General features: G+C 64.2%; 16 protein-coding genes. 6 read left to right on the top strand and 10 right to left on the bottom strand.

From position 1 onward, the window contains the following. The first annotated feature begins 153 nt into the window (after positions 1-153). From KBB36_RS00875 to KBB36_RS00885, 3 genes are all read left to right on the top strand, one after another. Positions 154-2,295, top strand: coding sequence for a methyl-accepting chemotaxis protein (locus tag KBB36_RS00875; RefSeq protein ID WP_290975553.1), 2,142 nt, complete (start codon positions 154-156; stop codon positions 2,293-2,295). 57 nt (positions 2,296-2,352) lie between these two features. Beyond that, positions 2,353-3,102 carry a creatininase family protein gene (locus tag KBB36_RS00880; RefSeq protein WP_290975555.1) on the top strand — a complete coding sequence of 250 codons (750 nt, stop codon included), beginning with the start codon at positions 2,353-2,355 and terminating at the stop codon, positions 3,100-3,102. Positions 3,103-3,230: 128 nt separating this feature from the next. Then, complete coding sequence (locus KBB36_RS00885) at positions 3,231-3,407, top strand: hypothetical protein (protein WP_290975557.1); 177 nt, start codon at positions 3,231-3,233, stop codon at positions 3,405-3,407. Between the two features lie 14 nt (positions 3,408-3,421). Here KBB36_RS00885 and KBB36_RS00890 read toward each other — a convergent pair whose 3' ends face one another. From KBB36_RS00890 to KBB36_RS00930, 9 genes are all read right to left on the bottom strand, one after another. Beyond that, complete coding sequence (locus KBB36_RS00890; protein ID WP_290975558.1) at positions 3,422-3,793, bottom strand: histidine triad nucleotide-binding protein; 372 nt, start codon at positions 3,791-3,793, stop codon at positions 3,422-3,424. Positions 3,794-3,816: 23 nt separating this feature from the next. Beyond that, positions 3,817-4,158, bottom strand: a complete 342-nt coding sequence (locus tag KBB36_RS00895) for a phosphoribosyl-ATP diphosphatase (protein ID WP_290975560.1) — start codon at positions 4,156-4,158, stop codon at positions 3,817-3,819. A 15-nt stretch (positions 4,159-4,173) separates the two neighbouring features. Continuing rightward, positions 4,174-4,938, bottom strand: a complete 765-nt coding sequence (hisF, locus tag KBB36_RS00900) for an imidazole glycerol phosphate synthase subunit HisF (RefSeq protein ID WP_290975562.1) — start codon at positions 4,936-4,938, stop codon at positions 4,174-4,176. Beyond that, complete coding sequence (gene hisA / locus KBB36_RS00905; RefSeq protein WP_290975564.1) at positions 4,935-5,654, bottom strand: 1-(5-phosphoribosyl)-5-[(5-phosphoribosylamino)methylideneamino]imidazole-4-carboxamide isomerase; 720 nt, start codon at positions 5,652-5,654, stop codon at positions 4,935-4,937. Before hisA ends, hisF begins: the two co-directional genes overlap by 4 nt. Next, complete coding sequence (locus KBB36_RS00910; protein WP_366933158.1) at positions 5,651-6,181, bottom strand: GNAT family N-acetyltransferase; 531 nt, start codon at positions 6,179-6,181, stop codon at positions 5,651-5,653. Before KBB36_RS00910 ends, hisA begins: the two co-directional genes overlap by 4 nt. Beyond that, complete coding sequence (gene hisH / locus KBB36_RS00915; RefSeq protein ID WP_290975566.1) at positions 6,178-6,819, bottom strand: imidazole glycerol phosphate synthase subunit HisH; 642 nt, start codon at positions 6,817-6,819, stop codon at positions 6,178-6,180. Before hisH ends, KBB36_RS00910 begins: the two co-directional genes overlap by 4 nt. Position 6,820: 1 nt before the next feature. Then, positions 6,821-7,306 (bottom strand): DUF2628 domain-containing protein, encoded by a 486-nt coding sequence (locus tag KBB36_RS00920; RefSeq protein WP_290975568.1) that lies wholly within the window; start codon positions 7,304-7,306, stop codon positions 6,821-6,823. A gap of 8 nt (positions 7,307-7,314) precedes the next feature. Beyond that, entirely contained in the window at positions 7,315-7,908 is a 594-nt protein-coding gene (gene hisB, locus KBB36_RS00925) for an imidazoleglycerol-phosphate dehydratase HisB (RefSeq protein ID WP_290975570.1), read from the bottom strand. 155 nt (positions 7,909-8,063) lie between these two features. Then, entirely contained in the window at positions 8,064-10,292 is a 2,229-nt protein-coding gene (locus KBB36_RS00930; protein WP_290975572.1) for a methyl-accepting chemotaxis protein, read from the bottom strand. 458 nt (positions 10,293-10,750) lie between these two features. Here KBB36_RS00930 and KBB36_RS00935 point away from each other — a divergent pair, with 458 nt between their 5' ends. Then, on the top strand, positions 10,751-11,221 hold the full coding sequence (locus KBB36_RS00935; protein WP_290975574.1) for a helix-turn-helix domain-containing protein: 471 nt from the start codon (positions 10,751-10,753) through the stop codon (positions 11,219-11,221). A 99-nt stretch (positions 11,222-11,320) separates the two neighbouring features. Here KBB36_RS00935 and KBB36_RS00940 read toward each other — a convergent pair whose 3' ends face one another. Next, positions 11,321-11,665: a hypothetical protein gene (locus KBB36_RS00940; protein ID WP_290975577.1), complete on the bottom strand. Its 345-nt coding sequence runs from the start codon at positions 11,663-11,665 to the stop codon at positions 11,321-11,323. A 112-nt stretch (positions 11,666-11,777) separates the two neighbouring features. On the opposite strand from KBB36_RS00940, the gene KBB36_RS00945 reads away from it, so the two are divergent. Then, positions 11,778-12,245, top strand: a complete 468-nt coding sequence (locus KBB36_RS00945) for a hypothetical protein (protein ID WP_290975579.1) — start codon at positions 11,778-11,780, stop codon at positions 12,243-12,245. Further along, positions 12,242-13,585, top strand: coding sequence for a TolC family protein (locus KBB36_RS00950; RefSeq protein ID WP_290975581.1), 1,344 nt, complete (start codon positions 12,242-12,244; stop codon positions 13,583-13,585). Before KBB36_RS00945 ends, KBB36_RS00950 begins: the two co-directional genes overlap by 4 nt. The last annotated feature ends 6 nt before the right edge of the window (positions 13,586-13,591 follow it).

Below are 13,591 nucleotides of genomic sequence, written 5' to 3' on the forward strand. Positions count from 1 at the left end.
CAGACAGCATTCGGCCCTGGCAGCCGGCAATTTACCGCCACGCCAGAATTAGCGAAAGATAACACCGTCATTTCAACTTCTTAGCGAAACTTAACTAGCTTGGAAAAGTGTAGTTATGAAATATATATGCCCTGATCAAAGGAGCGGAACCCCATGAGCTTTTCTAACTGGCGCATTCTTTTCAAGATCATGGCCCTGGTCTTGCTGATGGCGGCTGGCACTGCCGTCACCGGCGTGATCGCCATGCGCAGCCTGTCAACCATGGCAGCCGAGGAAGCCGAGGTGGCGGAAGCCGGCAGCGTAGCCACCGACGCAGCACGTGCAGGACAGAATATGCTGCGCCTGAGCCGGGGCGAATTCCGCATCGCCGCGCAGCCGACACTGGAAAACCTGCAAGGCGTGGCGCAGCGCGTGCAGGAGCAGGAAACCCTGCTACGCGAGCGCCTGGCCCTGGTGAAAAAGAACCCTGATGCCGAGCAGAGCCGGCTGTTGCGCGAGATTGAGGCCAATTACCAAGCCTACAGTAAGGAACTTGCCGGCGCCCTGGCCAAGGCGCGTGAAGTGATCGGCAAAATGCCGCCCGCCGAAGCGCAGGACATCCTGGTGAAGGAAGCCCTGGCCAGCGTGGTGCATGCCGACCGTCTGGATGCCGCGATGCTGCAAATGATCGACTATTCCGACAAGAAGGCCGAGCGCATCGCCACCAGCAGCGCCGCTAGCAGCGTCGCGATCCAGCGCAACCTGATGATCATCGTGGCCGGCAGCATCCTGGGCAGCCTGCTGATCGGCTTCCTGATCGGGCAATATGGCATCGCCAAGCCGATCGGCAATGCGGTGGACAACCTGCGCGCCCTGGCCGCCGGCCGGGTGGATGTGACCATCTTCGGTGCCAGCCGCAAGGATGAAATCGGCGATGTGGCCGCCGCCATGCAGGTGTTCAAGGACAACATCATCGAGAAGCAGCGCGCCGATGCGGCGCTGAGCAGCGAACGCGCCGAAGCCGACCGCCAGCGCAGCCAGCGCGAAGCGCGCGAGGCCAAGGCCGCCGCCGAAATCGCCGATCTGTGCGAACGTATTGTGGATGGCGACCTGGATAGCCGGCTGGAAACCGCCGACAAAGAGGGCTTCCTGCTGCGCCTGAGCCAGCAGCTCAACCAGCTTTCCGGCACACTTGGCACCATGATGCGCGATCTGGATGGGGTGATGAGCGGCCTGGCGCGCGGCGATCTGGGCACCACCATCACCGGCGATTACAAGGGTGTGTTCGGCCGCCTGAAGGATGCTACCAACAGCACCAGCGACACATTGCGGCAATTGGCGCGCCGGCTGAACGAGACCGCCGCCCAGGTGCAATCGGCCTCGGCGGAAATCTCCACCGGCAGCCAGGATCTGGCCAGCCGCACCGAAAGCCAGGCCGCCAGCCTGGAGGAAACCGCCGCTTCGATGCAGGAAATCACCACCACGGTGAAGCAGAATGCCGATAATGCCCAGGCCGCCAATCAATTGGCCGGCGTGGCGCGCGACACCGCCGAGCAGGGTGGCCAGGTGGTGGCCAAGACGGTATCGGCGATGAGCGCCATTGAGCAGAGTGCGCAGAAGATCAGCGATATCGTCGGCCTGATTGACGAAATCGCCTTCCAGACCAACCTGCTGGCCTTGAACGCATCGGTGGAAGCGGCGCGCGCCGGTGAAGCCGGCAAGGGCTTTGCCGTGGTGGCGCAGGAAGTGCGCGCCCTGGCGCAGCGTTCGGCTAATGCGTCGAAGGATATCAAGGCGCTGATCTCGGAATCGAACGGCCAGGTGAAAAACGGCGTAACGCTGGCCAGCCAGGCCGGCAACCAGCTTGGCGATATTGTCGGCGCGATCAAGAAAGTGTCGGATATCGTGGCCGAGATTGCCGCAGCCTCGCGCGAGCAGGCCACCGGGCTGGATCAGGTCAACACCGCCGTGGGCAATATGGACGAGATGACTCAGCGCAATTCCGCCCTGGTGGAGGAAACCTCGGCCGCGGCGCAGGCCCTGGCCGGCCAGGCCCGCGACCTGGCCGATGCCGTGGCCTTCTTCAAGCTGAGCGATGCGGATCGTGGCCCGGCCCGACCGGCCATGACGGCGGCACGGCCAGCCAGCCCGGCCGCCAAACCGGTGCCCTCCGCCAAACCACCGGCATACAAACCTGTGGCAAACAAAGCCCCGGCCGCAAAGCCCGTGCCGGCAAAGCCCAAACCGCAGCCGGTTGCCGCCACCGCAGCCGCCGCCTCGTCAAATGCCGGCGACGCCGACTGGCAGGAATTCTGAGCCTGGACCCTGCCTGATACATGCGGCAGCATGGGGCCTTCGTAAAAAGGACACCCCATGCTGCTGCATCTCTGCACCTGGGCCGAGGTTGAAGCTCGGCTCAAGACCACCAAGGCGATCATCCTGCCGATTGGCTCCACCGAGCAGCATGGCCCCAATGGCCTGATCGGCACCGATGCGATCTGCGCCGAAGTGTTTGCCCGCGAAGTGGGCGAAGCCGCCGATGCCCTGGTGGCGCCCACCATCGCGGTGGGCATGGCGCAGCATCATCTTGGCTTTGCCGGCAGCATGACATTACGGCCTTCCACCCTAATCGCCGTGGTGCGCGATATGGTGCAGTCGCTGGCGCGGCATGGCTTCGAACGGTTTTTCTTTATCAACGGCCATGGCGGCAATGTGGCCACGGTGACCGCCGCCTTTTCGGAAATCTATGCCGAGGCTTCGCTCAGCCCGGGCGGCGGCAATGGCTACAGCCCGCGCTGCACGCTGCAAAACTGGTATGACATGCCGGCGGCGCGGCAATTGTCGCGCGAATTATACGGCCACCAGGAAGGCAGCCATGCCACGCCGAGCGAGGTTTCGGTGACCTTCCATGCCTATCCGGAAGCGATCAAGCAGGCGGTGCTGAGCCCCGAACTGGCGCCGAGCGGGCGCTTTACGGATTCGGCGGATTATCGCCGGCGGTTTCCCGATGGCCGCATCGGCTCCAATCCCGGCCTGGCCCGCGCCGAGCATGGCAAGCGCATCCTGGATGCCGTTGTGCCTGAATTGACCAGCGCCTATCGCCACTTCGCCGAGGGTTCGTAACGGCTGGTTACACAAAGTGTGATGATTGCCGCGATTTCGCCGCAATGCGGTCATCGCCTTGCCGTAACACTGCGCTAACTTCTGTCTCATAGAAGACGCGAGACAGAGTAGTGGCGGAGGGCTGGACGATGACCGATGATTTCTATCAGGGCGAAATGCGCGAACCGGGTTTGGGCGACATGCTGGCCGATCCGATCACCCGGGCGGTGATGCGGCGCGACGGCGTGGATGAGGCGGATTTGCGGGCGCTGATTGCGGCGCAGCGCGAAAGCCTGCTGGAACAGGGCCGGCTGCTGCTGCGCTGATCAGTGTGACGCAGCTATTCGCCTTCTCGCTTCAGCATGCGGCCCAGCATACGGCCGCCAAAGATATGCATGTGCAAATGCGGCACTTCCTGATTGGCGTTGACGCCGCAATTGGATAGCAACCGGTAGCCACCGGCATCGGCGCCGACGACGCGCGCCGTATCGCCAATGGCCTTGAGATAATCGGCCTGTTCCTCGGCCGAAGCCTTGGCCGAAAAATCATCAAAATCGACATACGGCCCCTTCGGGATCACCAGCACATGAATCGGCGCCAGCGGATTGATGTCGTGAAAAGCCAGCGAATGGGCGCTTTCATGCACCTTCTTGCACGGAATTTCCCCACGCAGGATACGGGCAAAGATGTTGTTCGGATCGTAAGCGGGCATGGTTTCCTCGTTGCCGTTTCTGGTCAGTTTGGGGCGCGGGATTTTTTCTCGTCCACGCCGGAGCGGCCCTCGCGGCGCTGCAATTCGGCCCAGACCTCATCCGGCGTAACACCGCAATCGGCCCACAGCACCAGCAGATGGAACAACAGGTCGGCGCTTTCGCCCACCACTTCATTGCGATCATTCAGCGCGGCGGCGGCCAGGGCGGTTTCCACCGCTTCCTCGCCCACCTTCTGGGCGATCTTGGCCCGGCCACGGGCAAACAGCTTGGCGGTATGCGAGGTGGCCGGGTCGCCGCCCTTGCGGCTTAGGATCAGGCCGTAAAGCCGCTCCAGCACCGCCACCGCTTTTTCCTGCTCGCTCATACTGTATTCCTTCCTTCACGCCAGCCGCATCGGCAGGCCGGCAGCCGCCATATGCGCCTTGGCCTCGGCAATGCTGTAGCGGCCAAAATGGAAGATGGAAGCGGCCAGCACGGCAGAGGCATGGCCCTGGCGCACACCATCCACCAGGTGATCCAGATTGCCCACCCCGCCCGAGGCGACCACCGGCACCCGCACGGCATCCGAGACGGCGCGGGTCAGCGCCAGGTCAAAGCCTTTTTCGGTGCCATCGCGGTCCATTGAAGTGAGCAGGATTTCACCGGCACCGTATTCCGCCATGCGCTGCGCCCAGGCCACCGCATCCAGGCCGGTGGCATTGCGCCCGCCATGGGTGAAGACCTCCCACTGATCCGGCCCGGTGGCGCGCGCATCAATTGCCACCACCACACATTGGCTGCCGAATTTCTCTGCCGCCTCGCGCACAAATTCCGGCCGGTTCACCGCCGCCGTGTTGATCGAAGCCTTGTCGGCGCCGGCCAGCAGCAGCTTGCGCACATCCTCCACCGTGCGCACGCCGCCACCCACGGTGAGCGGCATGAAGCAGCGCGCCGCCGTGCGCGCCACCACATCAAACAGCGTGTCGCGGGCATCGGAGGAAGCGGTGATATCCAGGAAGGTCAGTTCATCGGCGCCGGCGGCATCGTAATGCGCCGCCTGCTCCACCGGGTCGCCGGCATCACGCAGATTGACAAAATTGACGCCCTTGACGACGCGGCCATCCTTCACGTCGAGGCAGGGAATGACGCGGACCTTGAGGCTCATGCCGCCTCCCGCAAAGCTGCGGCCGGATCAATGCGGCCGGCATAAAGCGCGCGGCCCAGGATGGCGCCGTCAATCGGCGCGCCGCTCTGCTTCAGCCGGGTGATATCCTCCACCCCGGCCACACCGCCCGAGGCAATCACCGGGATCGGCACGGCGCGGGCCAGAGCCGCTGTGGCCTCCACATTCACGCCCTTGAGCAGTCCGTCACGGTCGATATCAGTGTAGACAATGGCGGCCACGCCGGCATCAACAAACCGCCCGGCCAGATCGGCAGCGGCCAGCTCACTCGCCTCGGCCCAGCCTTCCACCGCCACCCGGCCGCCACGCGCATCAATGCCCACCACCACCTGGCCGGGCCAGCGCCGCGCGGCGCGTTTCACCAAATCCGGATCGCGCACCGCGATGGTGCCCAGGATCACCCGGGTGATGCCGGCCTCAAGCCAGGCTTCGATGGTGGCTTCATCGCGGATGCCGCCGCCAAGCTGGATCGGCAGCGTGATGGCCTGGCGGATTGCGCGCACGGCGGCAGCATTCATCGGCTTGCCGGCAAAGGCTCCATCCAGATCCACCAGATGCAGCCAGGTGAAGCCGGCTTCGGCCCAGGCGCGGGCCTGCGCCGCCGGATCGGTGTTGAACACCGTGGCGCGCGCCATGTCGCCCTGCTCCAGCCGCACGCAGGCGCCGTTTTTCAGATCAATCGCGGGATACAGATTCATGACACCAGCCGCTTAGTATAAAACACACCCGGCACATAGGCGCCGTTCACCAGCGCATAATGCGGCTTTTCGCCCCAGCGCTGATAGCCGCAATCCTCGGCCAGTTGCAATGCCGCAAGCTGGGTGGCGCGCATGTCCACATCCACCTGGGCATAACCCTGCGCCTGCGCCGCCTGTTCCACCGCCGCCAGCAGGCCACGCGCTAGGCCATGGCCACGCGCCCAGGGTGCGATGAAAAACGTGGTCAATTGCACGGCATGGCTTTGCGCCTCGTTATTCGGCGCCGGACGCAGCAACTGCGTCGAGCCGACAATGGCGCCATCCAGCCGGGCAACAAACAGGTCGCGCTGCGGCATCAAGAGCACGCCGCGCCAGTATTTCTCCAGCACATGGCGCGAGGGCGGGGTGAGCCAGCCGAAGCCATTGCCATCCAGCACCGCCTTTTCGGCCGCGATGCAGAGTTCGTCCAGCTCATCGTCGGTCAGCTGCGTGATACGCTCAACGCGGGCCAGTGGCGCCATATTCATGGCCGCCACCGCAGGAAATTGGCCAGCAGGCGCAGGCCGGTGGCCTGGCTCTTTTCCGGATGGAACTGCGTGCCCACCATATTGTCGCGACCCAGCATGGCGGCAAACCGCCCGCCATAATCCGTTTCGGCCAGCACATCGCCGGGCTGGTCGGGCCGGAAATGATAGGAATGGACAAAATAGGCATGCTCGCCGGCCGTGATGCCCTCAAGCACCGGATGCGGGCGCAGCGGCTCAAGCTGGTTCCAGCCCATATGCGGGATTTTCAGTGCCGGGTCGGCGGGCGTGAGTTGCTCCACTGCGCCGCCAATCCAGCTCAAGCCCTGATGCTCGCCATGCTCGCGACCAACCGACGCCATCAATTGCATGCCGACGCAGATGCCCAGGAACGGCCGGCCACGCTCCAGCACCTGCCCGCGCAGGGCGTCGATCATGCCATCCAGCGCCGCCAGGCCGCGATAACAATCGGCAAAGGCTCCCACGCCGGGCAGCACAATGGCATCCGCCGCCTGCACTTCGGCCACGCTGTTGGTGACCGCCAGATTCAGCGCCAGGGCATTATCGGCGGCGGCGCGTTCGAGGGCTTTTGCCGCCGAGCGCAGATTGCCGGAACCATAATCGATCAGAGCAACACGCATCTCACACCAGCCTGGGCAGAGGATCGAAGGAAGCGCCCGGCAGCGGCGGCCCAGGCAATGATGCCCCGGGCGGCGTGGCCGTCATCGCCGCCTGGGGCATCACGGTCCGGGCCGGCTGTACCGGGTTTTCGCGGCGATACCGCAATTCGGCTTCCAGCGCATCGCGGCCGGCCACCACCGCCACCAGGCGCCAGCCCTGGCGCCGCAGGGTCCAGCGCCGCAGATCTGCCGCCGAAGCGCCGAACAGGAAAGCCAACGCGGCGCCGATGGCCAGATCGGCCGGATCGGCGATCTCGATCCATTCCAGCACCAGCCCCAGCGGCAGCATCAGCAGCAGATAACCGCCAAGGCCAAGCCATTGCCGGTGCCACAGCAGCCAGAGCGGCGTGAGCAAGGCGGCGGCCCAGCTGAAGCCGGAACCAACCAGCCGGATATCATCGCCCCCCGCTATGGCGGCGGGGCGTTCATGCACGGTGAAAAAACGCATGACGCCCCTTACAGGCTGCCTTTGGTGGACGGGATGGCGTGCGGGCTGCGCGGATCGGCGGCAATCGCCTGGCGCAGCGCGCGGGCCAGCGCCTTGTAGCAGCTCTCGACGATATGATGGTTATTCTCGCCGTAGAGATTTTCCACATGCAGCGTCAGGCCGGCATTCTGGGCAAAAGCCTGGAACCATTCCTTGAACAGCTCGGTGTCAAAATCACCCAGCTTGTCGCGGCTGAAATGCACCTTCCAGATCAGATAGGGCCGGTTCGAGGCATCCAGTGCCACCCGGGTCAGCGTCTCGTCCATCGGGATCAGCGCTTCGCCATAACGCTGGATGCCGGCGCGGTCGCCCAGCGCCTTGGCCACGCATTGCCCGATGGCGATGCCGGTATCCTCGGTGATGTGGTGGAAATCGATATGCGTATCGCCCTTGGCCTGCACATGCAGGTCGATCAGGCTATGGCGGGATAGCTGCTCAAGCATGTGATCGAGAAAGCCGACCCCGGTCGACACGGCATATTGGCCGGTGCCGTCCAGATCGAGGCTGACTGCGATCTCGGTTTCCTTGGTCTTGCGTGCCACGCTGGCCTTGCGCTCGGCCATGCTGCTCTCCTTAACCCGGCGACCCTTTCGCCGCGCGCGGTATAGCAGGAAGCGGCGCCCGAGGCTAGCACAGATCGTCATGCCCGGGCTTGACCCGGGCATCTCCCATGCAACTCATAAAACATTGAATTATCATATGTTTTCTTGTTTGTCAGCTAACTGATCTTGAACCCGGCCACCTGGGCGGCCAGGTCACGCGCCTGCACGGCCAGATTCTGCGCCGAGGCGCTGGTCTGTTCCACCAAGGCGCCATTACGCTGGGTCATCTCGTCCATATTCACCATGGCGGTGCTGACTTCATCCAGGCCGCGCGCCTGTTCGGCCGAGGCGGCGGCGATTTCGGCAACAATATCCGAGACCTTTTTGATCGCCACAACAATCTCCGACAGCGTGGCGCCGGCCTCGCCCACCAGCTTGGCGCCGCCGCGCACCTCGCTGTTGGATGCGGCGATAAGCTGCTTGATATCCTTGGACGCATTGGCCGAACGCTGCGCCAGGGCGCGCACTTCCTGCGCCACCACGGCGAAGCCTTTGCCCGCCTCGCCGGCACGCGCCGCTTCCACCGAAGCGTTCAAGGCCAGCAGGTTGGTCTGGAAGGCAATCTCGTCGATCAGCGCCACGATATCGCTGATCTTGCCGGCACTTTCCTCAATGCGGCCCATTGCCGCCACGGCACGCTGGGTGACCCCGCCGCCGGCTTCGGCAATATCGCGCGCCGACTGGCTGAGCTGATTGGCGGCCTGGGCGTTATCAGCATTCTGCTTCACCGTGGCGGTGACCTGATGCATCGCGGCGGCGGTTTCCTCCAGGCTGGCGGCCTGCGCCTCGGTGCGGCTGGCCAAATCCTGGCTGCCGGCGGAGATTTCCGCCGAGGCATCGCGCACGCCATCGGCACCACGCGCCACTGCCGCCAGCGCCACGCCCAGCCGTTCGGCGCTGCGATTCGCATTACCCTGCAATTCGGCGAAAACACCGCCGAAGTCGCCGTGCACCCGGCGGCTGAGATCACCTTCCGCCATGCCTTCCAGCATGGCACCAACCGCTTGCAGCGCCGTGTGCACCGCGCCGAGCAGCCGGTTCACGCCCTCGCCCAAAGCCTGCATGGTGCCACTGAGCGCCGCAGTGTCGATGCGCCGCGTCAGATCGCCATTGGCCGCCGCCGCCACCACCTGGCCGACAGCGCGGTCCAGTTCGGCTTCCTGCGCCTGGCGTTCGCTTTCATGCGCCAAACGCTCCTGCTCCACCCGCTGGCGCAAGCTGTGATTTTCCTGCGCCGCCTGTTTGAACACCTGCACTGCGCCAGCCATGCGGCCAATCTCGTCGGCGCGGTCGCGGTCCTGAATCTCGGTATCCAGATCGCCGCCGGCCAGCCGGGTCATGGCATTGGTGAGCAGGGCCAGCGGCGCACTGATCGAGCCGCCGATGCGCAACGCCGCCACCAGCCCGACCAGCAAGGCTGCCAGCGCCAGCGCCAAAACCACCACCAGCACATGCTGGAAGGTCGCCAGCGCCGTATCGCGCTCCTGCGCCAGTTCGGCGGCCTGGGATTCGGCCAAAGCGGCCAGCTTCGCCGCCGCCTGATCGGCAGCTTCGTTGATCGTGACGCGCAGCGGGCGCTGCACTTCATTCAGCAGGCGTGCGGCTTCCTGCACACCCTTCTCGTAGCTTTCCGCCGCGCGCATCGCATCACGCGCCATCTCGACGCGGGCATCACTGAACTGGGTGCCGAGGCCATCCACCTGGGCGGTGAATTCCAACGCCTTGGCGCGCGCTTCCGAGGCCGAGGCGGCGTCGCCGGTGGCCAGAAAGCGCATGGCGGCAAGCTGCACTTCCGCCAGCTTGGACAGGATGATGCCGGTTTCGGCGGCCGGCAAAAAATCGCCAAGCCGGATCGAGGCTTGCAGCAACCGCTCGACTTCCAGACGGGATTTCGGGCCATAGACTTCCAGGCCGGAATTGACCACCTCATCACGCTGCGCCTTGGACTGGATCAGTTTGCCCAACGCATCAAAAACCCGGTTCAGATCGCCCGCCAGCGCCTCCAGCGCGGCGCGATCATCGGCCGAGCTTTCCGCTTTGCCGGCTGCCGCCACGGCCTCGCGCAGGAAACTTTCCTGCCGGCGCAAAACCAGCAAGGCCGGTCGCTCATTGGCATCCATGAAAGCCGGCACAGCGCGGCGCAATTCCAGGAATGCCTGATTGATCGCCTGCAAACGGCCTAATTCTTCAGCATACGACTGATATATCGTGAAGCTGCTGCGCCCGGTCAGCGCGCCGTAAAGACCACCACCGGCCACCCCGGTGAGCAGCAACAGCACCAGTGCAAAACCGGCGAGAATGCGGGCGCGGAGCGACAACCGCGTCATAAACCGAACCTGAGCCATGGTAATCAAATCCACCCTTCTGAACATAACCAGACCGGGAGCCGCAAACGCGACTCGATGCCGGCAGCAATACCACGCAAAGAACATGCCGCTGTGACAGCATCATTGCCATAAGTTGCAAATACTGCCGGATCAGTGCTGAATGCTGTAGTGTTGCGCAGAAGCTGCGACGCATCGCCACAGCACGAGCTTTTGCCGCGCCGCAAAGCCCGCATGGCGAGCGTATAATTGAAAAATTAGGTCCATGGCGATTGTAGATAGGCTAATCTGCGCCCATCTAAAGCGTAATCGCAGCAGCGCGTGGCCCCGGCCGGCCTGTTGCAACATTGTTTCTGTAGCTTGCGCCAGCACCCCTGCACTGGCCCCGCCGGATCGACAATGTTACGCTTATATCAACCAGTATCGCATCGGGCAGCCTGGTTACGCCCGATTGCGGTTCATGGAATGGAGATTACACCATGATGCGTACACCCAACCCCTATGATGCCCATGTCGGCGCCCGGCTGCGGGCCTGCCGCACCTTGGCCGGCTTCAGCCAGGAGCGTTTGGGCCAGGCTGTCAGCCTCAGCTTTCAGCAGATCCAGAAATACGAAAAGGGCTTGAACCGCATCGGCGCCAGCCGGTTGCAGCAATTCGCCCAGATCCTGAACGTGCCACCCTCATACTTCTTCGAGGACATGCCGGGCATCGATCAGCAGCCGCAGGCGCGGCCGGAACATGCCGTCGTGTCGGAAATCGAGCAGGATCGCAGCCCGGTTTCGCGCCGCCAGGCGCTGGAACTGGTGCGCAATTTTGGCCGCATAACCGATTCCACCGTGCGCGACCGCATCTTTCAGCTGATCAAGGCCGCCGCGCATTCCTATGGCGGTGAAGAAGGTGAAGCTGCCGCGCCTGCCGTGGCTGCCGCACCCGCCGCCAGCGAAGGCTAAACCAGCTCGACCCAGACCAGGCCGCCCGGGAACCACGCGGGCGGCCGGTTTTTTTGTCGCATCGCTCAACAGCACTTGACCTTGCCATATGGGAAGGGCCTAGGCTGCGGTGTGATGATGAACATCCGGCGCCAAGTCACTGCATGGTTTGCTGCCCTGGCATTGTTGTTTGCCAGCGCGGCCATGCCCTTGCTGCATGATGCCCGGGCCATGCCCGGCACGGATCACCAACAGCATGGTGCCGCAAACCATCAGCATGATGCTGCCGTTATGGATCATGATCCAGGCCAGCCAGCCCCGGCTGCTGGTTGTGCCGATGGCAATGGCCTGTGCCTGAATTGCGCGTTGTGCAATCTGCAAAGCCTGGCGCTGCCTTCGCCATTGCCGGCATTGCCGCCCGCGGCGCTCCAGCCCGGCCGGACTGGTATTGAGCCGGCGAGCCATATCGCCGCCCTGCCCACTGAACCCCCGCAAATCTAGGTCACGGACTAGCCGCGCATCGCCGCTCTACCTGTGGTTGATGCAGCCCTGACTGATACGATATTGCGAGGATAATATGCGTTCACTTTTGCTCTGGCCCTTGCTGGCCGGCTGGCTGCCGGTTGCCGCTCTGGCGGCGGAACCGGCGCCGATCCAGCCCAATCCCGCCGATCCGGCCGCGGCGGCGGCGCCACTGACTTATCGTTCGGCTTTCTCTACCGAGCTGCGCCCGCAGCAGCCGCCCCGCGGCGATTGGCGCCAGGCCAATGACCGGGTGCGCGCAGTGGGTGGTTTTGCCGGTGCGCTGAAGGATGAGGCGCCTGCAACGCCGCCGCAGCACCAGCATGGCGAAAAGCAGCCGGACGGGCACAGGCACACCATGCCGGAACACAAAATGCCGAGCCATAAAATGCCGGATCACAAAATGTCTGAAAAATGTATGCCGGAACGCTGCATGCAAATGCGCGGGATGCACAAGCAGGGCCAGCCACAGGACGGCCAAAAGCATGACGGGCATCACCAGCATGGTGGAGACAAACCATGAGCCCGCGCCTCAGTCTGTTTGCCCTGGCGCTGCTGCTGGGGGGCTGCGCAGCACCGCTGGCGCAGCAAGGCTTCACGGATATCACCGACCGCACCGCCAGCAGCATCGGCAGCCGGCCGGCCTGGCTGCTGAGCAGCGCGGATGAAGCCGCCGCGCGGCAGCGCCTGGACCAGTTGCTGGCCGCGCCACTTGATATTGATAGCGCGGTGCAGATTGCGCTGCTCAACAACCGCCATCTGCAACAGTCCTATGCCGAACTGGGTATCGGTGCCGCGGATCTGGCGGCGGCCAGGCGGCCGGAAAATCCAGGCATCGGTTTTGGCCGCTTCCGGCGCGGCCAGGAAATCGAGATAGAGCGCAGCCTGGGCTTCAACCTGCTCGGCCTGCTGGCCCTGCCGGTCACCGCCGGCATCGAGGAGCGCCGCTTTGAGCAGACCAAGCTGCGCCTGGCAGCGGAATCGCTGGCACTGGCTGCCCGGGTGAAACTGGCCTGGTATGATGCCGTGGCGGCGGCGCAACTGGCGCAGCATGCAGAACAGGTGACGGAAGCCGCCGCCACCCAGGCGGAATTGGCCCGCCGCATGCGTGCCGCCGGCAATTGGAGCCTGCTGGATTACAGCCGCGAACAGCTATTCCATGGCGAAGCGGCAGCCAGGCTGGCGAAAACCCGGCTGGCCGCCGACCGCGCCCGCGAAAAGCTCGGCCGGCTGCTGGGCCTGTGGGGCGCCGACATGGCCTATCGCCTGCCGGAACGCCTGCCGGCCCTGCCGGCTGCACCGCGCCAGATCGACAATATCGAAGCTGCCACCATTGCAGGCCGGCTGGATATTCAGATGGCGCAGGCCGATCTGGCTGCGCTGGGCCGGGCGCATGGCCTGACCCAGGCGACCCGTTTCATCAACCTGCTGGAGACTGGCCTGGTGCGCAACAGCGAAAGCGGCCGCAAGGACCAGACCGGTTATGAACTGCGCCTGGAAGTGCCGCTATTCGATTTCGGCGATGCCCGCGCCACCCGGGCGGAACATCTGTATCGGCAGGGCCTGCAACATCTGGCGGCGCTGGCGGTGGATGCGCGTTCGGCGGCGCGCGAAAGTTATCTCGGCTATCGCACCAGCTTTGACCTGGCACGCCACCACCAGCAGAACCTGCTGCCATTGCGGCAGAAAATCTCGGAGGAAATGCTGCTGCGCTACAACGGCATGCTGGTCAGTGTGTTTGACCTGCTGGCCGATGCCCGCGAGCAGATCCTGGCCACCGAAGCCGCGCTTGAAGCCCAGCGCGATTTCTGGCGCGCCGATACCGAACTCAGCTTCGTCACCCTGATCGCCCCGCAGGATTGAGAAACA

The sequence above is a fragment of the Ferrovibrio sp. genome (genome assembly GCF_017994015.1).
Lineage (GTDB): Bacteria > Pseudomonadota > Alphaproteobacteria > Ferrovibrionales > Ferrovibrionaceae > Ferrovibrio.